Genomic DNA, 21,906 nt, shown 5'->3' with positions numbered 1-21,906 from the left:
TACTCTTGTCGATTGAACCTACTTTAGTGACTTAGTGACTTAGTGCTGGCATCAAATTTAGTGCCTGTCACTTTTTATAGCTATAGTATTTTCATGAATAACTTAATTGTGACGTCAAATCCCGGAAGCCAGGTCGTTATTTCCCGGGCTATCGGAGTTTTCTCGAGACCCGGCAACGAAGATGAAAGTGCTTTTCTTTCATCTTACGTGGGGAGGCTCGAGGAAAATCCCCCAGGAAATGACGACCTGGGTGGAGGGATTTCCAATAAAATAGCACAAATTACAAATTACCAACTACTCATTTAAAAGTATTTAAAACCTAATAACAAACCCGCCCCAGGAGGTGTCCCTATGTTTGATCGCTTACAAGCCGTTGAAGACCGCTATGACAAGCTGAACGAAATGCTATCGGACCCGGAAATCGTCAATGATACAAACAAGCTTCGCCAGTACTCAAAAGAGCAATCGGACCTACAAGAAACAGTCGATGCATACCGTGAATACAAGGCAGCAAAAGAACAATTGGCAGAAGCTAAAGAAATGTTAGATGACAAACTCGACGCAGACATGCGCGAAATGGTCAAAGAAGAAGTCAATGAACTGGAGGCGCAAATCGAAAAACTCGAAGAACGCCTGCACATTTTATTGATTCCGAAAGACCCGAACGATGACAAAAACGTCATCATGGAAATCCGCGGAGCAGCAGGTGGAGACGAGGCAGCCTTGTTTGCTGGAAGTCTATTTCGTATGTACAGCCGCTTTGCTGAAACAAATGGCTGGAAAATCGATATTATGGATTCTTCTCCTACAGGTCTTGGTGGTTACAAAGAAGTCGTCTTCATGATTGCTGGAAACGGAGCTTTCTCAAAATTGAAGTATGAAAACGGTGCACACCGCGTGCAACGTGTTCCTGAAACGGAGTCGGGTGGGCGTATTCATACGTCAACTGCGACAGTTGCCTGTCTTCCGGAAGTGGAAGAAGTCGATGTGGAAATTCACGACAAAGACATTCGTTTCGACGCGTATGCATCGTCTGGTGCCGGTGGACAATCGGTTAATACGACGATGTCAGCGGTTCGTCTAACTCACATTCCAACGAATACAGTCGTGACGTGTCAGGATGAAAAATCGCAAATTAAAAACAAAGAAAAAGCGATGAAAGTACTGCGTGCGCGTGTTGCGGACAAGTACCGTCAAGAAGCACAAGCGGAATACGATGCTGTACGTAAATCAGCAGTTGGAACGGGTGACCGCTCTGAGCGTATCCGTACGTACAACTTCCCGCAAAATCGTGTAACCGACCATCGTATCGGCCTGACAATCCAGAAACTTGACCAGATTATGGAAGGCAAACTCGATGAAGTCATTGAAGCATTGATTATCGAAGATCAAGCCGAAAAGCTGGAGAAGATGAATGAAAGCACGATTTAATACAATTCAAGAGGCCCTCTCATGGGCTTCTTCTTATTTAGAGGCAAACGGACAAGAAGGACTTGCTGCAAAGTTTTTCTTGCAAGATGTTTTACAGTTCACGTCCAGTGATGTGATGATGAAGCAGTTCGATCCATTTCCGGAAGATAAAATTACAAAGTACGAAAAAGGAATTGAACAAATCGCAACCGGAACGCCATATCAGTATGTAAGCGGAGTAGCTGAATTTTACGGCCGTCACTTCAAAGTGACTCCGGATGTCCTCATTCCTCGTCCGGAAACGGAAGAATTGATTGAACAACTCGTGCACCGCAAGGAATCTGTGTTTGCTAAGCGACCCGTTCGAATTGTGGATATCGGAACAGGTACTGGATGCATCGCAACGACTTTGAAACTGGAGATTCCAGAAGCTGAGGTCCATGCTGTGGATATCTCGTCTCAAGCTCTAGAAATCGCGCGACAAAATGCAGATTTCCTACAAGCAGACGTTCAATTCTTGCAAGGGGATATGACCGAGCCGATTGAAGGGGAGAAGTGGGATATTTTCGTCTCCAATCCCCCTTATATCGCAGAAGTGGAAAAGCAGCAAATGCATGGTAACGTCCTTGACCACGAACCACATCTTGCTCTATTTGCAGAAGACGAGGGGCTTTACTTCTATAAAAAAATGTGTGCAAGGTTACCAGAACTACTAAGTGCGCAGGCCATCGTCGGTTTTGAAATCGGGTATTTGCAAGGTCCAGCAGTTAAACTACTGCTAGAGCAAGCGCTTCCGACAGCGAAAGTGGAAGTCGTTCAAGATTTAAATGGACGCGACCGAATGGTTTTTGCAACTTTATGAATAGAGTAGTAGAAAGTGGGTCATGCTGATTTCAAGGGGGAATCGGGATGACTCATTTTCAAAATTTACTAAATCGGCTAGACGCCGCTGAACATTTTCTATGGATCTTATTAGATGGACGTGGAGATAACTTTTGGTGTATCCTCGTGAAAAATAGTTGCTACGACGAGAAGGATGTCGAAGAGCCAAAATCGTTTTTTGTCACACTATGGAAGCGATGGTTTTCCACAGATGATGACGATAGTTCTCCACAGGATGGGAATAAAATCAGTTTACAAGAAGGATGACGCGAAATGACAAAGTTTGTACATGTGGATAGAGATGGGGATAACCTTGAAAGTTATCAACAAATTGTGGATAAGTGGGTCGCTGGAGAAGTAGTGGCTTTCCCGACAGAGACTGTATACGGCCTTGGTGCAGATGCGAGAAATCCTCAAGCTGTTGCTAAAATCTACGAGGCAAAGGGCCGTCCTTCTGATAATCCACTTATTGTTCATGTAGGAAAAACCGAGCAACTGCAAGGGTTCATCGCGTATATTCCAGAACTTGCACAAAAAGCGATGGATGCATTCTGGCCGGGTCCGTTAACGGTAATTTTACCTTTAAAAGAAGGGGCGCTTGCGCCAGCCGTGTCAGCTGGGTTATCCACAGTCGGTGTGCGAATGCCGGCGCATCCCGTTGCCCATGAACTTCTTGAATTTGCGAACATTCCTATAGCGGCACCAAGCGCAAACCGCAGTGGCAAACCTAGCCCCACTGCGGCAAGTCACGTTGTTGAAGATTTAGAGGGACGCATTCCAATGATTGTGGATGGAGGACCTGCAACGGCCGGGTTGGAATCGACGATTGTTGACTTTACCGTTCAACCACCCGCACTGTTGCGTCCAGGTTCCATCACAGAAGAAATGCTCCAAGACGTGATTGGAGACATGCAAGGTGCAGGTCGTCTTCGCGAAGAACAGGCTCCAAAAGCTCCGGGAATGAAATACACGCATTATGCCCCAGATGCGCCGGTTTACTTAGCATATTTAGATCAGGCAATGACAGGTGACAAAATGGAAGAGCTGCGCAGAATGGGTAAAAAAATTGCGCTGGTGGCTCCAGAAAAGTATCGCTACCTTCCTCACGATGAGTTTTTGTCACTCGGGACTGACGCGTCACTCGAGTCAATTAGCCGTCACTTGTTTAGTGCACTTCGGGCATGTAATCAAGTAGAAGTCGATTTGATTGTGGCGGCCGCTTTCCCAGCTGAAGGAGTCGGCAAGGCATTGATGAACCGTCTCGAGAAAGCTGCGGGCGGTACTTGGTTATGAGATAACCACGAGGGGTAAAAAGGAGATGACTTTCTATGAACATTTTATTTGTTTGTACAGGAAATACATGTCGTAGTCCAATGGCAGCAGCAATTTGGCGCGAGCTCGATGGCGTCGAAGTTCAATCGGCTGGTGTCTATGCAAGCCACGGAGCGGACATGTCCTATCATGCCAAACAAGCCTTGGCTGAAAAGGGGGTAGATGCTTCGCATGCTTCTCAACCCGTGACAGCAGACCTACTGGATTGGGCGGATGTCGTGTTGACGATGACAACGAGTCACAAGCATGCGCTTCTCCATGCGTTTCCGGAAAATCGCGATAAGGTCTTCACCTATTCGGAATTTGCAGATCCAGAAAACGCATTTGAAATTGCAGATCCGTTTGGAGGGAACTTGCAAGATTATCAGTTTACACTGTATCAACTTGAACAATTGCAACAAAAAGCACTTCACCGACTGCATCTCCACAACGACAAAAATTAATGATATGATGGACTTGAACGAATGATACAGAAATGAGGGAATGCACGTGAACATTGCCATTTCATCCGACCATGGCGGAAACAACTTACGAAAAGAAATTGTCTCGCTTCTAGAAGAACTAGGCCATCAAGTCACAGACTTCGGTCCCCAAACAAAAGACTCTGTGGACTACCCAGACTATGCAAAGCCAGTATGTGAAGGCGTTGCAGGAGGCGAGTTTGATTCAGGAATTTTGATTTGTGGAACTGGAATCGGAATGTCGATTGCCGCTAACAAATACAAAGGTATTCGTTGTGCGCTCGTCCACGACGTATTTTCTGCTAAAATGACAAAATGCCACAACAACTCAAACATCCTTGCAATGGGTGAGCGTGTCATTGGGGCAGGTCTTGCTCGCGAAATCGTATCGACTTGGCTCGAGAACGAATTCGAAGGCGGCCGTCACGAAACACGTATCAACAAAATTGCACAAATCGAAGACAACAACTAAATCAATTCCTATGAGGGAGGCGTTTGGAATGGAAGCAACAAGCCAGTGGAAAGCACAACTTGAACAGCTGCTGAACGAATTCGAACAACTCATGGACATCAAACCGGCTACACTCTTTGTCGTCGGCTGCTCCACCTCAGAAGTTATCGGGAAGAAAATTGGAACAGCGGGGGCCACGGAAGTTGCAGAGGCACTTTTTGAGCCCCTCGAGGAATTCGCAAGACGAAAAGGTGTTTATCTTGCGTTTCAAGGCTGTGAACATATAAACCGCGCACTCACCATGTGTCGCGAAACGGCTGACAAGTTTCAGCTCGAAGAAGTATCGGTTATACCGGTCCCATCTGCAGGCGGTCCCATGTCTGCCTATGCCTATGAACAGTTCCATGACCCAGTCGTCGTAGAGAACATTCGCGCGCATGCAGGCATTGATATTGGTCAAACATTGATTGGGATGCATTTGAAAGAAGTCGCTGTACCTGTTCGAACATCCGTGAAGATGATTGGTGATGCCATCGTCACCACGGCTACCACACGTCCAAAGCTCATTGGTGGACGACGTGCATTTTATGGAAACTAGGAGGAACATCATAGTGAAAAACATTCAAGCGCAAGACCAAGCCGTATTCGAAGCAATGGAAAACGAAAAAAAGCGTCAGCAGGCCAATATCGAACTGATCGCCTCTGAAAACTTTGTCACACAAGCTGTTATGGAAGCGCAAGGCTCTGTACTGACAAATAAATATGCAGAAGGCTATCCTGCGAAACGCTATTACGGTGGATGTGAGCACGTCGATGTCGTTGAAAACATCGCACGTGACCGTTTAAAAGAACTATTCGGTGCAGAACACGCCAACGTCCAGCCACACTCTGGTTCACAAGCGAACATGGCGGTCTACATGACAGCACTTGAGCAAGGGGACACAATCCTTGGAATGAACCTTTCACACGGTGGGCATTTAACACACGGTTCACCTGTTAACTTCAGTGGAATTCAGTACAACTTCGTTGAGTACGGTGTCAACAAAGAAACCGAACTGATCGATTATGAAGATGTTCGTCAAAAAGCGCTTGAGCATAAGCCGAAAATGATCGTAGCAGGAGCAAGTGCATACTCACGCACAATTGACTTCGCGAAGTTCCGTGAAATCGCAGATGAAGTCGGTGCATATTTAATGGTCGATATGGCGCACATCGCAGGACTTGTCGCTGCTGGTTTGCATCCAAATCCAATACCACATTCGCACTTTGTCACATCGACTACACATAAAACACTTCGTGGACCACGTGGTGGATTGATTTTGACTACTGAAGAGTGGGCAAAGAAAATCGACAAGACAATCTTCCCAGGTATTCAAGGTGGACCACTTATGCATGTGATTGCAGCGAAAGCTGTCGCATTTGGTGAAGCACTTCAAGACGATTTCAAAACGTATCAACAACAAGTAATCGACAACGCACAAGCGTTAGCCGCTACTCTGTCAGAAGAGGGAGTGCGTATCGTATCTGGCGGAACAGACAACCATGTATTTTTGATCGATGTAAAAGGTTTAGGATTGACTGGGAAAGTAGCCGAGCATGTCCTTGATGAAGTCGGCATCACAGTTAACAAGAATACAATTCCATTCGACCAAGAAAGCCCGTTCGTCACTTCTGGTATTCGAATTGGAACGCCAGCTGTCACATCGCGTGGATTCAAAGAAGATGAGATGAAAGAAATCGGTAAAATTATCGCAGATCTTCTGAAAAATCATGAAGACGAAGCGGCCCTCGCGACTGCGAAAGATCGAGTGAAAGCGTTGACGGACAAGTTTCCACTTTATGCTTAATATTTGAGAACTACGAGCCACCTCCAAAAAAATGAGGTGGCTTTTTTTCGCAATTTTCCGTAAACTAAAGAAAGTCATTCGTGACTATTCAGTAGAGGGGGGCGGGTATGAGCCAACAGATTGATAACGCGGTGCGAACAGAACTCTTGCACTGGATTAAAAAGATAGGTAGTCAATTTGATACAAGTTATATCGTGCGGGACCCTAACCTTCCAGGAAAACCTATCATTTATGTCAATGAAGCCTTTTCTGAAAAGACAGGATTTCAACCATCGGATGTCTATGGAAAGAGTGTCTCTTTTCTTTATGGAAGTCAACATAGCAGTTCTCATTTTCACGAGACGGAGCGTTTGATCAGCTGGGATTTTAATGAAATGGGATCTTCTAGACGTGAAGTTTTACACTATTGTAAGGACGGCACACCTATTTGGTTTGATGTCATCGGCCAAACGTTTTATGACAGTGCTGGTAATTCCGTGTTCGAAGTGGCTCTTCAATCCGATATTACTGTCCAAAAACAACAAGAGTCTATCATTGAAATGCAAGCAGAGATCTATGAAGGAATTGAAAAAGGCTATGCCATCAGTTCACTTCTTCAAGAAATTTGTTATAAAGTAGAGCAGTTTTTCACAGAAGGTTCGATGTGTAGCATCATGCACGTGCGCGATGGCCATCTCTATGGACTTGCCACCAAGTCTTTACCGAAAGAGTATTCAAAAGTAATAGAGGGTCTAGAGATTGGGCCGAATTCTGGGACGTGTGGAGCAGCAGCTTACCATCAGCAAGTTGTCATCACAGAGGATGTTGAGAACTCCCCAAATTGGATTCCGTATATCGGGGAAGGTCCGAATCTTTATGGGTTTAAAGCGTGTTGGAGTTTCCCGATTGTCAATCACCAGCGGCAAACGATAGGGACGTTCGGTGTTTATTTCCGCGAAAGTATTAGCCCTACGAAACTCGAAATGGCGTTTATTCAAAAAATCGTGCCGCTCGTTCTACTCGCATTCCGCAATGCAGCGGATCAAGAAAAAATTCTGCATTTGGCGTATCAAGACCAGGAAACAGGCCTTGCCAATATGAACTATTTTTATACAGAGGTCAAAGATTTGGATGAGGACTCAGAAAATGGATTTGTCGCAATCGTTACACCGACAAACCATCCGGAAATTGTCGATATGTTTGGACGAGAAATCGCATCCCTAGTGTTGAAAGAATTAGGTCGTCGATTAGACGGAATCTTGGAAGACTACAACTATGTGATGGCACGCTTTACGAGCACAACGCTTATTTTGGCAGGGAATACAAGGCGGGAAGATTTCCGAGATATTCTAGAACTGCTCCTACGAGCTGGTCATTTCCCAATCAAAATCGATCAAATGGAAATTTTTCTCCCTCTTCATATTGGTGTCGTACCGTATCAAAAAGGTGATGAAGTGACGCAGCTCATTCGCCAAGCGGACCTTGCTTTGTCGGAAGCGAAAAAACGCAATGGGGAGCAAGTTTGTTATTATTCCGTCGAGATGGATGAGGCCATCAAGCGCAATATGGAATTGCAAAGTGCCATTGAAATTGGCTTGCGGGAGCAGGAATTTGATGTCCATTTGCAACCGAAAGTCGATATGGAGAGCGGTCGGATCATCAGTTTTGAAGCACTTGCGCGTTGGAACTCGAGTCGTCTTGGCATCGTTTCTCCAGTCGACTTCATCGAAGCGACCGAGAGCGCGGGTAAAATTGACCAACTCGAGATGATTATTTTAAATAAAGTTTTATCCTGGCAAAGTGACCGCCAATCTAAACACAAATACCTTTACCCAGTGGCAGTGAACATCTCGCCGAACCACTTTTATCAATCTGGCTTTTTAGAAAGTTTACTTCGATTGTTAAAAGACTACGACCTCCCATCAGAATGCATTGTGCTGGAGCTGACAGAAAGTATTCGTCTTGAAGACTTGGAGCAGGCAAAGACGATTTTGAAAAATCTCGCAAAAGAGGGGATTCGTTGCTCCATCGATGACTTTGGAATTGGCTATTCATCACTCAGTTATTTGCATGAACTTCCGATCTCTGAAATTAAATTAGACCGGAGCTTCATCTCACAAATTCATACGAGTGGAACACGAGCGGTGGTCCAAACAATTATCGATCTCGCTGACAAACTCGATATTCGAGCCGTTGCAGAGGGCATTGAGACCTATGAACAAATGATTTTACTGCGTGGAATGAGTTGTTCTATCGGACAAGGGTACTATTTCTATAAGCCATTACCTCTCGCGCAAATAGACGAAATAATCAAAACTGAGGAGACCTAGAAAGTCTTCTCTTTTTTTTGCTATAATAGGTCAGAATGAAATGAAGAGGAGTGAACAGGATGTCAAAAGTTTTCGTATTTGATCACCCACTGATTCAACATAAATTAACGTATATCCGCAGCGTCGAAACAGGAACAAAAGAATTTCGCGAGTTAGTCGATGAGGTCGCAACATTGATGGCCTTTGAAATCACACGCGACATGCCACTAGTCGAAACGGAAGTGGAGACACCTGTAACCGTCACAAAATCAAAGGTCCTTGCAGGGAAGAAGATGGGTATCGTGCCAATCCTACGTGCAGGAATCGGAATGGTAGACGGTATCTTAAAATTGATTCCGGCAGCAAAAGTTGGACACATCGGCCTTTACCGTGACCCACAAACGTTGCAACCGGTCGAATACTATGTGAAATTGCCAGCAGACGTGGAAGAGCGCGACTTTATCGTCGTTGATCCAATGCTTGCTACAGGCGGTTCAGCAATCGAAGCCATCAACTCACTGAAAAAGCGCGGAGCAACAAGCATCAAATTCATGTGCTTAATTGCAGCACCAGAAGGCGTCGAATTATTGCAACAAGCACACCCAGACGTCGACGTTTATATCGCAGCGCTTGACGAAAAGCTAAACGATCACGGCTACATCGTGCCAGGTCTTGGCGATGCGGGTGACCGTTTATTTGGTACGAAGTAAGTTTTTAAACGTTGAGCTCCATTCCGGGGCTGCTTTCCGAGGGCGCGGCGTGAGCCTCCTCACTTCGACTTCGTCTCGTTGTGGGGTCTCACGTTCCGACTTGGATCCCACTGGAGTCAGCCCCTGCATTCCACTCAACTTGGTTTGCGTCTCGTAAAACTTTCGTATATAACAATTGAAAGCTCTATTTTCTCCAACAGCGCCTAGGCACTGTTGGATTTTTTGTTCGAAAAACACCCCCTTCCAAACATAACAAAAGAATTATGTCCGTAATTTGTCGAACAGAGGTGTCTTGTGATGTTTTTCACAGGATGCAATTGACATGAAATAGGTGCTATTGTATGCTTACAAAGGATATTAATGATAGGGGTTTCATACTGAAATCCGACTGTCTATTCCACTTTCTGCAAGCTAGCGTCTTCATTTGAGAAGCACCCCAGAACCAGCGAAAAATCTCGCTTCCATTCGAATCTAAATTCAGGAGAATTCCAATGCTCAATTTATTTCACATTTACCAGCGGCAGAAAAAGTACATACTCTTTTTGCTCGCAGCCTGTGTGCTCGGTGCAGCGTTCACGCCGTATTCGACCATATTTGCGGGCATCGGTCTCGGGGCAGCCTTTGGACTCTATAACTTCTGGATCCTACAGCGTCGAATGCTGAAGTTTGACCGTGCTTTTGATCAAGGAAAAAAGCGCGTCAGTCTCGGTACTGGATTACGCTTTGCTTCAGGAATTGCGGCAGTGGCGATTGCCCTATCGCTACCTGAATATTTCCATTTGATCAGTACGGTAATTGGTCTAATGATACCGTATGTTCTACTGGTCATAGAACAGCTAGTATTTGCGATACGCAAACAAAATGAAGATGCGAAAGAGAGGTGAACTACTAGTGGATCATTTAGCTCCAGAATATGAGTTTCTCGGTATGACAGGAAACTGGTCGACATTGATGATGCTTGCCATCACGACGCTTATCGTGTTCTTGATAGCTGTCATTTCGACACGTAACTTGAAACTCAAACCAACAGGGATGCAAAACTTTATGGAGTGGATTATGGACTTCGTAAAAGGCATCATCAAAAGCAACATGGACTGGAAAACAGGCGGAAGCTTCCATGTACTTGGAATCACGCTTCTTATGTTTATCTTTGTGTCGAATATCCTCGGACTTCCATTTGCCATCGTTTATGACAAATACTTGTGGTGGAAATCACCAACAGCTGACCCAGTTGTAACGATGACGCTTGCTGTAATGATTATCGCATTAACTAACTATTACGGCGTGAAAGCAAAAGGGTTCAAAGGGTACATCAGTGACTTTGCAAAACCGTTGCCATTCATGGCACCACTAAAAGTTATTGAGGAATTCGCAAACACGTTGACACTTGGTCTACGTCTTTACGGAAACATCTACGCAGGTGAGGTACTACTCGGACTTATCGCCGGACTCGCAACTGCAAGCGCATTTGGCTTCATCGGAGCCATCATTCCAGGTATGGCCTGGATCGGATTCTCGATCTTCATCGGGGGTATCCAATCATTTATCTTTGTTATGTTAACGATGGTGTATATGGCACATAAAGTGGCAGACGACCATTAATATAAACTGAAGGGGACTTCAGTATAAACTTAAAACCAACCAAACTTTAGGAGGAAACTACACAATGACAGGTTCAGTAGGTTTATTAGCAGCAGCTATCGCAATCGGATTAGGAGCACTTGGTGCAGGTATCGGTAACGGTCTTATCGTTTCAAAAACAGTTGAAGGTATCGCTCGCCAACCAGAAGCACGTGGCGCACTTCAAACAGTTATGTTCATCGGGGTTGCATTAGTTGAGGCACTTCCAATCATCGCAGCAGTTATCGCGTTCATCGCATTGAACCAATAATTGATTAAAACTTAAGTGGCGGAGCATATCCGCCACTTCCTTTAAGCAAAACAACCACAGAAAACAACAAAGTTTTTGTTTACTCAATAGAAGCAAGAAAACGACGGAATAGCGTTTGAAAGGAGTGAAACAATCGTGTCTTTTGATTACCTGGTACTCGGGGCTGGCGCCACGGGCTTAAATACATGGGATATCTTAGCGACTTTATTCTTCTTTACATTACTAATGGTACTGTTGAAGAAATTCGCATGGGGTCCATTAATGGGAATCATGAACGAGCGTGAGCAGTTAGTAGCGAGCGAGATCGAAGCAGCTGAAAACAGCCGTATCGAATCACAAAAACTACTTGACGAGCAACGTGAATTACTAAAACAAGCACGCACGGAAGCATTGGCAATCGTTGAAAACGCGAAGAAACAAGGCGACGTTTCTCGTGAAGAGATTATGACAACTGCACGTGAAGAAGCAGCACGCTTGAAAGAGTCTGCTGTACGTGAGATTGAAACTGAAAAAGCACGCGCGATTGCTGCTGTACGTGAGGAAGTTGTTTCCTTGTCAGTACTTGCTGCATCGAAAGTGCTTGAGAAAGAAGTTACGGAAGAAGATAATCGTGCATTAATCGAGGCTACGATTGCGAAGGCAGGCGAAGCGAAGTGAGCAAATCTGCAGTAGCAAAGCGTTACGCCATCGCTTTATTCGAACTGGCACGAGAAAACGATACATTGGTTACAACACGTGAGGACTTAACGGAAATCAAAGCAGCTTGGAAACAAGACGCAGACGTGCAAGCCTTGTTCGATTCCCCAAAACTTTCTTTAGATAAAAAGAAAGAATTAATTCGTACAGTATTCGGCTCAGCAAGCCCAGCAGTTGTGAACACACTTCAGCTTCTTGTTGAAAAGAAACGCCTGCACGAACTTCCAGCCATTGTGGAAGAATTCAGTGCTCTATCAAACGAAGCACAAGGAATTGCGGAAGCAACGGTTTACTCAACACGCGCTTTAACAGACGAAGAACGTGCACACATCTCTTCTGCATTCGCACAAGAAGTAGGCAAAGGTTCTTTAAATATTCATAACGTAGTAGACCCATCCTTAATTGGTGGCCTACGCATTCAAATCGGAAACCGCATTTACGACAACACATTAAGTTCTAAACTTACTCGCTTGAAGCGTAACTTGATCGGTTAATACTATAGAAATATGAGAGGTGACATACATGAGCATCAAAGCTGAAGAAATCAGTGTCTTGATTAAGCAGCAGATTCAAAACTACGAATCTGAAATGAAAGTAAGCGATGTGGGTACAGTTATCCAAGTCGGTGACGGTATCGCTCGTGCTCATGGTCTCGACAACGTCATGGCTGGAGAGCTTCTTGAGTTCTCAACAGGTGTACTTGGTATGGCGCAAAACCTTGAGGAAAACAACGTAGGTATCGTTATCCTTGGACCATACACAGACATCAAAGAAGGCGATGAAGTACGTCGTACAGGCCGTATTATGGAAGTACCAGTAGGAGAAGCGCTTATCGGGCGTGTAGTAAACCCACTTGGTATGCCACTTGATGGGCAAGGTCCTATCGAAACAACAACAACTCGTCCAATCGAAAGCCCAGCACAAGGTGTTATGGCGCGTAAATCGGTTCACGAGCCACTTCAAACAGGTATCAAAGCGATCGATGCACTAGTGCCAATCGGTCGTGGACAGCGTGAGTTAATCATCGGTGACCGTCAAACAGGTAAAACATCTGTTGCGATCGATACGATCCTTAACCAAGCAGACCAAAACATGATCTGTATCTATGTTGCTATTGGACAAAAAGAATCTACTGTACGTAACGTAGTAGAAACTTTACGTAAAAAAGGCGCATTAGATTACACAATCGTTGTTACAGCTTCGGCTTCTCAACCATCTCCATTACTATACCTAGCTCCTTATGCAGGTGTAACAATGGCAGAAGAATTCATGTTCCAAGGCAAGCACGTTCTTGTCGTGTACGATGATCTTTCTAAACAAGCTGCGGCTTACCGTGAGCTTTCACTACTATTAAAACGTCCTCCAGGTCGTGAAGCATATCCAGGGGATGTATTCTACTTGCACAGCCGTCTACTTGAGCGCGCTGCAAAGTTGAATGAAACACTTGGTGCAGGTTCAATCACTGCATTACCGTTCGTTGAAACACAAGCAGGGGATATCTCAGCTTACATTCCAACAAATGTAATCTCAATCACAGATGGTCAGATCTTCTTACAGTCTGATTTATTCTTCTCTGGTGTACGTCCAGCAATCAACGCAGGTCTTTCTGTATCACGTGTTGGTGGTTCTGCCCAGATCAAAGCAATGAAAAAAGTAGCAGGTACACTACGTCTTGACTTAGCGGCTTTCCGTGAACTAGAAGCATTCGCTCAGTTCGGTTCAGATCTAGATGCATCTACTCAAGCAAAACTTAACCGTGGTCAACGTACTGTTGAAGTATTGAAGCAAGACTTGAACTCACCGATCAAAGTTGAGAAGCAAGTTATCATTCTTTACGCTCTAACACGTGGACTTCTTGACGATGTAGCATTAAATGATGTTCGTCGTTTCGAAAACGAACTTCTTAGCTGGTTAGATTCAAACCACACAAACGTTTTAGATCACATTCGTACAACTAAAGACCTTCCTGCAGACGAAGATCTAGTGAACGCTATCAACGAGTTCAAAAAGACATTTGCAGCAAGCGAATAAGTTCGAATAAAAAACGATAAGGTGGTGAAATACCAGTGGCATCATTACGCGATGTAAAAAATCGAATTACGTCTACAAAGAAAACTAGTCAGATCACAAGAGCCATGCAAATGGTTTCGGCTTCGAAATTGAACCGTGCAGAGACGAATGCAAAAGCATACGTTCCATACATGGGGAAAATTCAAGAAGTCGTTGCAGCGATTGCATCCGGTTCAGCTGACGCAAGTCACCCAATGCTCACGTCTCGTCCTGTCAAAAAGACTGCGTACCTCGTCATTACATCTGACCGTGGTCTAGCAGGTGCTTACAATGCGAACGTTCTACGTGCGGTAACAACGGCAATCAACACTCGTCATGCTTCAGCTGATGAGTACGTCATCTTTGCAATCGGACGTATGGGTCGTGACTTCTTTGCAAAACGCGGAGCGAACGTGATTGAGTCGGAAGTTGGCCTTCCGGATCAGCCGTCTTTCGCAGACATTAAAGAGATTGCACGCAAAGCTGTTGGTATGTTCACAGAAGGTACGTATGATGAACTTTATATGTACTACAACCACTTTGTCAGTGCCATTTCTCAGGAAGTCACTGAGAAGAAGGTACTGCCATTAACGGATATCGCACCAGAAGCAGGAACAGCATCGTATGAATTCGAGCCGTCTCCTGAAGCGATCTTAGAAGTATTGCTTCCGCAGTACGCTGAGAGCTTAATCTTCGGTGCGTTACTCGACGGAAAAGCAAGTGAACATGCTGCACGTATGACAGCAATGAAGAGTGCAACAGACAATGCATCCGATTTAATCAATAGTTTGACATTAGTATATAACCGTGCGCGTCAAGCTGCGATCACGCAAGAAATTACGGAGATCGTTGGCGGAGCGGCAGCATTAGAATAGAGTAAGACAGGAGGGAACAGTAGTGAACAAAGGACATGTTCTACAGGTAATGGGACCGGTTGTTGACGTAAAGTTCAGCAACGGCCAACTACCAGAAATCTACAATGCATTAACTGTAGCGATCGAGCGTCCAAATGAAGCGCCTTCTACACTAACACTAGAAGTAGCGTTACACTTAGGGGACGATTCAGTTCGTACAATCGCAATGTCTTCAACAGATGGTTTGAAGCGTGGCGAGGAAGTAACAGACTTGGGTGCAGCTATCTCTGTTCCAGTTGGAAACGCAACACTTGGTCGCGTATTCAACGTATTAGGAGAAGTTATTGACTTAGGAGAAGAAATCCCGACTTCAGAACGTCGTGATCCAATCCACCGTCTAGCACCAACTTTCGAAAACCTTTCAACAGAAGTTGAAATCCTTGAAACTGGAATCAAAGTAGTAGATCTTTTAGCACCATATATCAAAGGTGGTAAAATCGGTCTCTTCGGTGGTGCCGGAGTAGGGAAAACGGTTCTTATCCAAGAACTAATCAACAACATCGCACAAGAGCACGCGGGTATCTCTGTATTCGCAGGCGTTGGTGAGCGTACACGTGAAGGAAACGACTTATTCCACGAGATGAGCGATTCTGGCGTAATCAAACAAACAGCAATGGTATTCGGTCAAATGAACGAGCCACCTGGAGCACGTATGCGCGTAGCTCTATCTGGTTTGACAATGGCTGAGTATTTCCGTGATGAGCAGGGTGCAGACGTACTTCTCTTCATCGACAACATCTTCCGCTTCACGCAAGCAGGTTCTGAGGTATCGGCACTTCTAGGTCGTATGCCATCTGCCGTTGGTTACCAGCCAACACTTGCAACGGAAATGGGTCAACTGCAAGAGCGTATCACGTCTACGTCAACAGGTTCTGTAACATCGATCCAAGCGATCTATGTACCAGCCGATGACTACACGGATCCAGCTCCAGCAACAACTTTCGCTCACTTAGATGCAACTACTAACCTTGAGCGTAAACTTTCTGAAATGGGTATTTACCCTGCGGTAGATCCACTTGCTTCTACTTCACGTGCACTTTCTCCGGAAATCGTTGGAGAAGAGCACTACACAGTAGCTCGTCAAGTTCAGTCTACTTTACAGCGTTACCGTGAGCTTCAAGATATCATCGCCATCCTAGGTATGGACGAGTTATCAGATGACGACAAGCAAACAGTTAACCGTGCACGTCGTATCCAGTTCTACCTGTCTCAGAACTTCCACGTAGCGGAGCAGTTCACAGGGCAACAAGGTTCTTACGTACCAGTTAAAGAAACAGTTCAAGGGTTCAAACAAATCCTTGAAGGCAAATACGACCACCTTCCAGAAGATGCATTCCGTCTAGTTGGACGCATTGAAGAAGTAATCGAAAAAGCTAAAGCTATGGGTGTAGAAGCCTAATACACGGGACCAGGAGGAAAGCAAATGCCGACATTAACAGTCAATATTGTCACTCCAGACGGCCCAGTATACGATGGTCAAGTAGATATGGTGATCGCCAAAACGGTCACAGGTGAAGTTGGGATTTTGCCAGGGCATATTCCAATGGTCGCACCTCTTGAAATTGGTGCAGTGAAGCTCAAGCGTGATGGCAAAGTCGAGTACGTTGCTATCAGCGGCGGCTTCGTTGAAGTTCGCCCACAGCAGGTATCAGTTTTGACACCTTCTGCAGAGCTTGCTGAATCTATTGACGCTGCTCGTGCTAAAGAAGCACTTCGTCGTGCGGAAGAACGCGTGCAGTCTAAACAAGATAACGTCGATTTCAAGCGTGCGGAACTTGCGTTACAGCGTGCCATGAATCGTATCAACGTTAAAGAGGGTAATATGTAAGATCCACTCGCCGCACTCCCAGTTTTGGGGGTGCGGTTTTTTGTTGGGGATTTTTTCAAGGGCTTAAGGACATAAGGGCTTGGAGTGTTTAAGGGCTTTTCTAGTAAGGGCTTGAGGACATAAGGGCTTGGAGTGTTGAAGGGCTTTTCTAGTAAGGGCTTAAGGACATAAGGGCTTGGAGTGTTGAAGGGCTTTTGCTAGGAAGGTCTTTGGGGCATAAGGGATTGGAGTGTGGAAGGGCTTTTGTTTGGAAGGGCTTTTGTTTGGAAGGGCTTTGGGACATTTAATTTCACTGTGAGCGACGAAAGTTCCGAATCTAGCGACGATTCCTGAAGATCCAGCGACGTAAATCGCAATTCTAGCGACGAAAGAGCCAGTACAGTCACTGCGAGCGACGAAAGTTCCGAGTCTAGCGACGAATCTGAAGATCCAGCGACGCAAATCGCAATTCTAGCGACGAAAGAGCCAGTACAGTCACTGTGAGCGACCAAAATAGACTAATATCAACCCGAAAGCTAGTAAACAATTCTAAACTAGAACTTAATTCAGTAGATTCTTTTCAAATGAAGTCACTTCAGCTAAACTAAACAAAAAAGGAGAAAATTCATGACGACTTACATTAAAACCAAACCAATTATACGAGATAGACGTGACCAGCTCCTCGCTCTAAAGCAACTGTCCCTTAGAATTCCCGAAAGTAATGTGAATGAGAAAGCATATTTCACTAAATTATATGCAACTGCCAAAGCTGGGCACGACGGAGAACTTAAAATAGATCGTATTCTCGAAAACATTCCTTTCCCAAAACTCCACTCCATTATCCCTGACTTCCACACCCAATCTAAATTCGGCAACTACTTTCAGTTCGATACTTTAGTAATCACAAATCGATACATCCTCCATTTAGAAATCAAAAATATTAAAGGTGAGATCGAGTTTCAAGAGAATCCTGCTCACATCATTCGAACATTTGAAGGTGTGCAAGAAAAATTAGCCTGTCCGATTCATCAATTAACCAGGAATAAGAGAGCGATAAAAAATATATTAACTAACATAGAAAGTAGATTACCAATATACTCCGCCATTGTATTTAGCCATCCGAATGCTAAAATCGCTTCCTTTCCTCAATCCACAAAAGTCTTGTATAAAAACCAAGTTGATTTCTATATTGAAAAGCTTAATGACCTACCAGAACTTTGCGACAGAGAGCAATTCCAGAAAGTTGTTCGTTCATTTAATGCTTTGAACAAGAACTTCAAAGAATTACCCTTATGTAACCGCTACTCATTTGATCCAAATAAATTAATAAAAGGTATATTTTGTTTAGAGTGTGAACAGCAGCTGCAAACTATGAAGAATGAACGAGTGTTTAGTTGCACTGTTTGTCAGAAGGTGGACCTATCTATACTCAACGACACAATTATAAGTATGTTTCGAATAGTTGGATCTCAATTGAAACGGAAAGAAATACAAGAGTTTATAGGCTACGGATGCAGAGATACAATTTTACGAGCCCTCACCAAACTAAACTGCACCAAATCTGGCAGTGGAAAATCGACTTATTATTCTTTGCCCAAATAAATAACTAAGCGCATTTTGAACCAACCTAATGGAACGGCTCCCCACGTTCCTCTAAACCCAACCTCAATTATTTCAACCCTTTCTAAAAACCCCAAACCCAACCCCCATAAAACGACAAAAGACTGCGAATCACCTACTAGTTAACTCGTTTTTGAAAAGTTTCACAACTTCTTCAAAGGCTCTCACCAAATTCTCATAAACTATAGGTATAATGAGAAGTATGTGAAAGGAGAGAGAGCTTGTGTTAGCAACAGATCTAGCGATTGAATCAATAATTGCCATCAGTGTCCATCTCTTTTTCATAGCCATTGCTTTCTATGGACTGCAAAGTGTTCGACTAGATGTTGTGTTTAAAAAAGGCCATGTATTTCAAGTCCAAGTGATGATGATTTTGCTTAGCTTAGTTATCGGTACAACGGCCGGAAACTTCTTCTTACAACTCATGAACTGGTCGTCCCAGCTCCAATACTTATTCTAGGATATGTCCATAGTTCGACGGCGTTCGAAAATTTTCTATTTCCCGGGAAATAATCTGTCGTATCATGTTTAAGTAGAATGTACCAGGGTATCTAAAAGTTAGCTGAACATTAGAGAGAGAAAACACATACTATAGTTGCAACTAGACTTGTGAAATTAGGGGATTAAGTTACTTGTCAGACTTCGCATTTCATTGTATGATGTAAATTGTGTTTTAATACCCTAATTTCAACAAATTCCGTATGTGAATGTATATATGAAGGCCATGTCAATTCTTTGGAGGTAACCAAATTGGATAAAATTATCGTAAAAGGCGGGCGCGCTTTAACAGGAAACGTAAGAGTAGAAGGAGCTAAAAATGCAGTGTTACCAGTACTTGCTGCAGCACTTCTCGCTTCAAAAGGAAAGAACATCATCAACGAAGTACCATCTCTTGCAGATGTAAATACAATTAACGAGGTTCTTCGCAGCCTCAACACAACAATCGACTACAAACCCGAAATGAATCAAGTAATCATTGATTCGACAGCACCACTCGAAAGCGAAGCGCAATTCGAGTATGTTCGCAAAATGCGTGCATCCATCCTTGTCATGGGGCCAATCTTAGCGCGTAATGGATTTGCTCGTGTAGCACTTCCAGGCGGCTGTGCAATCGGAAGTCGTCCAATCGATCAACACTTAAAAGGTTTCGAAGCAATGGGAGCGACTATCTCATTCGGTCAAGGTTTTGTAGAAGCCCGCACGAAAGGACGCCTTCAAGGGGCGAAAATCTATCTCGATTTCCCAAGCGTTGGTGCAACAGAAAACATCATGACAGCTGCAGCACTTGCTGAAGGTACAACTGTTATCGAGAACGCAGCAAAAGAGCCAGAAATCGTCGACTTAGCAAACTTTATCAACAACATGGGTGGTAAAGTCAAAGGTGCTGGTACAGACGTAATCAAAATTGAAGGTGTCGCTGAACTAACAGGTGCAGAACACACAATCATTCCTGACCGCATCGAAGCTGGAACGTTCATGGTAGCAGCTGCTATCACACGTGGCGATGTAACAATCGAAAACGCTGTTCCAGAACATATGACAGCACTTATCTCGAAGATGCAGGAAATGGGCGTTAAAATCACTGAGACTGAAGCGGGTCTGCGTATTAAAGCAGAAGGCGAACTGAAATCAGTAGATATCAAGACAATGCCACACCCAGGATTCCCAACAGACGTGCAATCACAAATGATGGCACTAATGATGACGGCTCATGGCACAGGCATTATCACGGAAACGGTATTTGAGAATCGCTTCATGCACGTCGAAGAATTCCGACGCATGAACGGAAACTTGAAGATCGAAGGACGTTCAGTAATAATGGAGAATCCATCAGACTTACAAGGTGCAGAAGTAGCCGCTACAGATTTACGTGCAGCTGCAGCACTTATTCTAGCTGGACTTGTAGCAAATGGTGTAACTCGTGTTACAGAATTGAAACACTTAGATCGTGGATATGTGAATTTTGACAAGAAACTAGCAGCATTAGGGGCAGACGTTGAACGAGTTGGTACAGAGACAGTAGAACGCGAAGTACAACCGGTCTAATTCCATATACTATCCTATATAATTTCAAACAGCTTCTCTGCATAGAGGGGCTGTTTTTTTATGCTTTTAAAAGACGCAATCCTCAAAAAAATTATACGTTTCGACAAATAGTGTGATAAAATTAAAAGTTGAGATACCTAAGAGAGATAGGCTGGGAAGGGAGACCCCGACGAGAATGTTTTCAAAAGATATAGGCATAGATTTGGGTACAGCCAACGTGCTGATCCATGTAAAAGGAAAAGGGATAGTTTTAAACGAACCATCCGTAGTTGCGCTGAACCGACAAACGCGCCAAGTAATCGCTGTAGGCGAAGAAGCGCGTAAAATGCTAGGACGTACTCCTGAAAATATTGTGGCAATTCGTCCTTTAAAAGACGGTGTCATTGCTGACTTTGATGTAACGGAAAAAATGCTGAAGCATTTCATCAATAAACTGAACGTAAAAGGTATGTTCACGAAGCCTCGTATCCTGATTTGCTGTCCAACCAATATTACAAGTGTTGAGCAAAAAGCAATCCGCGAAGCAGCGGAAAAATCTGGCGGGAAAAAAGTCTACCTCGAAGAAGAACCAAAAGTAGCTGCAATTGGTGCGGGAATGGACATCTACCAACCAAGTGGTAACATGGTTGTCGACATTGGTGGAGGCACGACAGACGTTGCTGTCCTCTCAATGGGGGACATCGTGACTTCTGAGTCCATCAAAGTGGCAGGCGATGTATTTGACCATGACATTTCGCAGTACATCAAGCGTGAATACAAACTGTTGATCGGAGAACGAACAGCAGAGACTATAAAGATGGAAATCGGCACAGTCTATCCAGGAGGCCGAAACGAAACAATGGAGATTCGTGGACGCGACATGGTGACAGGCTTACCACGTACGATTACCATCGCTTCAGAAGAAATTGAAAAAGCGCTGCATGAGTCGGTCGCTGTCATCGTCCAAGCATGTAAAAATGTATTGGAAAAGACACCACCTGAACTTTCAGCAGACATCATCGATCGCGGTGTGATCATCACAGGTGGAGGCGCACTTCTTCACGGGATGGATCACTTGCTGACAGATGAACTTAAAGTACCGGTCTTCTTAGCGGAGCATCCAATGGATTGTGTAGCCATTGGAACGGGTATGATTCTAGACGGAATCAGCAAATCATCACGACGCTAAAGGCCATGTAAAGGAGCACATGGAATGGAAGAAGAAAAAAAAGTGGTGACACGTAAGCAAGCGAAAGCTGCTCGTGAAACTACTAATGAGGAACAACAGAAGACGACAGAGCAGAAGCCGCAAAAGCCAACGCGTTGGGTCCAAATTCGTATGTTCCCGATTTGGTTACGCGTCATCCTTGTCCTTCTCTTTATTGCAGGTGCAATCGTTGCTGGACTTACAGTGGGCTATGCCGTTATTGGTGGCGGCGACCCAACAGACGCTTTAAAGTGGGAAACCTATCAACACATTATTGATATTATGAATGGTACGACTGAATAAGGGGGAATTTTGT

Annotated in this window: 24 protein-coding genes; all 24 read left to right on the top strand. The window is 44.4% G+C overall.

Going from position 1 to position 21,906, the window contains the following annotated elements:
• The first annotated feature begins 351 nt into the window (after positions 1-351).
• The 24 genes from prfA to AB5N96_RS09110 all read left to right on the top strand — a co-directional run bounded on the left by prfA (position 352) and on the right by AB5N96_RS09110 (position 21,893).
• Positions 352-1,431, top strand: coding sequence for a peptide chain release factor 1 (prfA, locus tag AB5N96_RS09225; protein ID WP_499705349.1), 1,080 nt, complete (start codon positions 352-354; stop codon positions 1,429-1,431).
• Positions 1,415-2,272, top strand: coding sequence for a peptide chain release factor N(5)-glutamine methyltransferase (prmC, locus tag AB5N96_RS09220; protein WP_499705348.1), 858 nt, complete (start codon positions 1,415-1,417; stop codon positions 2,270-2,272). Before prfA ends, prmC begins: the two co-directional genes overlap by 17 nt.
• A 47-nt stretch (positions 2,273-2,319) precedes the next feature.
• Entirely contained in the window at positions 2,320-2,559 is a 240-nt protein-coding gene (locus AB5N96_RS09215) for a hypothetical protein (RefSeq protein WP_499705347.1), read from the top strand.
• Positions 2,560-2,565: 6 nt separating this feature from the next.
• Entirely contained in the window at positions 2,566-3,585 is a 1,020-nt protein-coding gene (locus AB5N96_RS09210) for an L-threonylcarbamoyladenylate synthase (protein WP_499705346.1), read from the top strand.
• Between the two features lie 35 nt (positions 3,586-3,620).
• Complete coding sequence (locus AB5N96_RS09205; protein ID WP_499705345.1) at positions 3,621-4,067, top strand: low molecular weight protein arginine phosphatase; 447 nt, start codon at positions 3,621-3,623, stop codon at positions 4,065-4,067.
• Positions 4,068-4,113: 46 nt separating this feature from the next.
• The gene (rpiB, locus tag AB5N96_RS09200; protein WP_204589790.1) at positions 4,114-4,557 is read left to right on the top strand and encodes a ribose 5-phosphate isomerase B; all 444 of its coding nucleotides are present in this window, start codon (positions 4,114-4,116) and stop codon (positions 4,555-4,557) included.
• Between the two features lie 28 nt (positions 4,558-4,585).
• Positions 4,586-5,134: a TIGR01440 family protein gene (locus tag AB5N96_RS09195; protein WP_499705344.1), complete on the top strand. Its 549-nt coding sequence runs from the start codon at positions 4,586-4,588 to the stop codon at positions 5,132-5,134.
• A 13-nt stretch (positions 5,135-5,147) separates the two neighbouring features.
• On the top strand, positions 5,148-6,383 hold the full coding sequence (gene glyA, locus AB5N96_RS09190; protein WP_499705343.1) for a serine hydroxymethyltransferase: 1,236 nt from the start codon (positions 5,148-5,150) through the stop codon (positions 6,381-6,383).
• A gap of 107 nt (positions 6,384-6,490) precedes the next feature.
• Positions 6,491-8,692, top strand: coding sequence for a bifunctional diguanylate cyclase/phosphodiesterase (locus AB5N96_RS09185; protein WP_499705342.1), 2,202 nt, complete (start codon positions 6,491-6,493; stop codon positions 8,690-8,692).
• A 59-nt stretch (positions 8,693-8,751) separates the two neighbouring features.
• On the top strand, positions 8,752-9,381 hold the full coding sequence (gene upp, locus AB5N96_RS09180; protein ID WP_100353390.1) for a uracil phosphoribosyltransferase: 630 nt from the start codon (positions 8,752-8,754) through the stop codon (positions 9,379-9,381).
• A gap of 491 nt (positions 9,382-9,872) precedes the next feature.
• The gene (locus AB5N96_RS09175; protein WP_204589785.1) at positions 9,873-10,265 is read left to right on the top strand and encodes an ATP synthase subunit I; all 393 of its coding nucleotides are present in this window, start codon (positions 9,873-9,875) and stop codon (positions 10,263-10,265) included.
• Between the two features lie 7 nt (positions 10,266-10,272).
• Positions 10,273-10,983: a F0F1 ATP synthase subunit A gene (gene atpB, locus AB5N96_RS09170; protein WP_204589784.1), complete on the top strand. Its 711-nt coding sequence runs from the start codon at positions 10,273-10,275 to the stop codon at positions 10,981-10,983.
• A gap of 64 nt (positions 10,984-11,047) precedes the next feature.
• A complete protein-coding gene (atpE, locus tag AB5N96_RS09165) occupies positions 11,048-11,272 on the top strand; it encodes a F0F1 ATP synthase subunit C (protein WP_204589783.1) in 225 nt (74 codons plus the stop codon).
• Between the two features lie 135 nt (positions 11,273-11,407).
• Entirely contained in the window at positions 11,408-11,929 is a 522-nt protein-coding gene (atpF, locus tag AB5N96_RS09160) for a F0F1 ATP synthase subunit B (protein WP_204589782.1), read from the top strand.
• A complete protein-coding gene (locus AB5N96_RS09155) occupies positions 11,926-12,462 on the top strand; it encodes a F0F1 ATP synthase subunit delta (RefSeq protein ID WP_204589781.1) in 537 nt (178 codons plus the stop codon). The genes atpF and AB5N96_RS09155 overlap by 4 nt, the downstream gene beginning before the upstream one ends.
• Before the next feature lie 28 nt (positions 12,463-12,490).
• A complete protein-coding gene (atpA, locus tag AB5N96_RS09150; RefSeq protein WP_204589780.1) occupies positions 12,491-13,999 on the top strand; it encodes a F0F1 ATP synthase subunit alpha in 1,509 nt (502 codons plus the stop codon).
• A gap of 35 nt (positions 14,000-14,034) precedes the next feature.
• Positions 14,035-14,892: an ATP synthase F1 subunit gamma gene (gene atpG / locus AB5N96_RS09145; RefSeq protein ID WP_204589779.1), complete on the top strand. Its 858-nt coding sequence runs from the start codon at positions 14,035-14,037 to the stop codon at positions 14,890-14,892.
• 22 nt (positions 14,893-14,914) lie between these two features.
• Positions 14,915-16,330 carry a F0F1 ATP synthase subunit beta gene (atpD, locus tag AB5N96_RS09140; protein WP_204589778.1) on the top strand — a complete coding sequence of 472 codons (1,416 nt, stop codon included), beginning with the start codon at positions 14,915-14,917 and terminating at the stop codon, positions 16,328-16,330.
• A gap of 24 nt (positions 16,331-16,354) precedes the next feature.
• A complete protein-coding gene (locus AB5N96_RS09135) occupies positions 16,355-16,759 on the top strand; it encodes a F0F1 ATP synthase subunit epsilon (RefSeq protein ID WP_204589777.1) in 405 nt (134 codons plus the stop codon).
• A gap of 606 nt (positions 16,760-17,365) precedes the next feature.
• Positions 17,366-18,340, top strand: a complete 975-nt coding sequence (locus AB5N96_RS09130) for a nuclease-related domain-containing protein (protein ID WP_499705341.1) — start codon at positions 17,366-17,368, stop codon at positions 18,338-18,340.
• A gap of 241 nt (positions 18,341-18,581) precedes the next feature.
• Positions 18,582-18,818 (top strand): DUF1146 family protein, encoded by a 237-nt coding sequence (locus AB5N96_RS09125; RefSeq protein WP_204589775.1) that lies wholly within the window; start codon positions 18,582-18,584, stop codon positions 18,816-18,818.
• Between the two features lie 290 nt (positions 18,819-19,108).
• Positions 19,109-20,404, top strand: coding sequence for a UDP-N-acetylglucosamine 1-carboxyvinyltransferase (gene murA / locus AB5N96_RS09120; protein ID WP_499705340.1), 1,296 nt, complete (start codon positions 19,109-19,111; stop codon positions 20,402-20,404).
• A gap of 175 nt (positions 20,405-20,579) precedes the next feature.
• Entirely contained in the window at positions 20,580-21,572 is a 993-nt protein-coding gene (locus tag AB5N96_RS09115; protein WP_204589773.1) for a rod shape-determining protein, read from the top strand.
• A gap of 24 nt (positions 21,573-21,596) precedes the next feature.
• The gene (locus AB5N96_RS09110) at positions 21,597-21,893 is read left to right on the top strand and encodes a DNA-directed RNA polymerase subunit beta (protein WP_499705338.1); all 297 of its coding nucleotides are present in this window, start codon (positions 21,597-21,599) and stop codon (positions 21,891-21,893) included.
• Positions 21,894-21,906: the final 13 nt, after the last annotated feature.

This window comes from Chryseomicrobium imtechense (assembly GCF_041475995.1).
GTDB lineage: Bacteria > Bacillota > Bacilli > Bacillales_A > Planococcaceae > Chryseomicrobium > Chryseomicrobium aureum.
The sequence above is the reverse complement of the archived record's forward strand: the minus strand, read 5'-3'. Positions and strand labels throughout refer to the sequence as shown.

What these genes read in the sequence shown, in the direction of transcription:
- AB5N96_RS09215 (WP_499705347.1), top strand. Translation starts at nt 2,320, where the DNA reads ATGACTCATTTTCAAAATTTACTAAATCGGCTAGACGCCGCTGAACAT.
- AB5N96_RS09175 (WP_204589785.1), top strand. Translation starts at nt 9,873, where the DNA reads ATGCTCAATTTATTTCACATTTACCAGCGGCAGAAAAAGTACATACTC.
- atpA (WP_204589780.1), top strand. Translation starts at nt 12,491, where the DNA reads ATGAGCATCAAAGCTGAAGAAATCAGTGTCTTGATTAAGCAGCAGATT.
- upp (WP_100353390.1), top strand. Translation starts at nt 8,752, where the DNA reads ATGTCAAAAGTTTTCGTATTTGATCACCCACTGATTCAACATAAATTA.
- prfA (WP_499705349.1), top strand. Translation starts at nt 352, where the DNA reads ATGTTTGATCGCTTACAAGCCGTTGAAGACCGCTATGACAAGCTGAAC.
- AB5N96_RS09130 (WP_499705341.1), top strand. Translation starts at nt 17,366, where the DNA reads ATGACGACTTACATTAAAACCAAACCAATTATACGAGATAGACGTGAC.
- AB5N96_RS09115 (WP_204589773.1), top strand. Translation starts at nt 20,580, where the DNA reads ATGTTTTCAAAAGATATAGGCATAGATTTGGGTACAGCCAACGTGCTG.
- AB5N96_RS09185 (WP_499705342.1), top strand. Translation starts at nt 6,491, where the DNA reads ATGAGCCAACAGATTGATAACGCGGTGCGAACAGAACTCTTGCACTGG.
- AB5N96_RS09205 (WP_499705345.1), top strand. Translation starts at nt 3,621, where the DNA reads ATGAACATTTTATTTGTTTGTACAGGAAATACATGTCGTAGTCCAATG.
- AB5N96_RS09135 (WP_204589777.1), top strand. Translation starts at nt 16,355, where the DNA reads ATGCCGACATTAACAGTCAATATTGTCACTCCAGACGGCCCAGTATAC.
- prmC (WP_499705348.1), top strand. Translation starts at nt 1,415, where the DNA reads ATGAAAGCACGATTTAATACAATTCAAGAGGCCCTCTCATGGGCTTCT.
- AB5N96_RS09110 (WP_499705338.1), top strand. Translation starts at nt 21,597, where the DNA reads ATGGAAGAAGAAAAAAAAGTGGTGACACGTAAGCAAGCGAAAGCTGCT.
- atpE (WP_204589783.1), top strand. Translation starts at nt 11,048, where the DNA reads ATGACAGGTTCAGTAGGTTTATTAGCAGCAGCTATCGCAATCGGATTA.
- AB5N96_RS09210 (WP_499705346.1), top strand. Translation starts at nt 2,566, where the DNA reads ATGACAAAGTTTGTACATGTGGATAGAGATGGGGATAACCTTGAAAGT.
- AB5N96_RS09195 (WP_499705344.1), top strand. Translation starts at nt 4,586, where the DNA reads ATGGAAGCAACAAGCCAGTGGAAAGCACAACTTGAACAGCTGCTGAAC.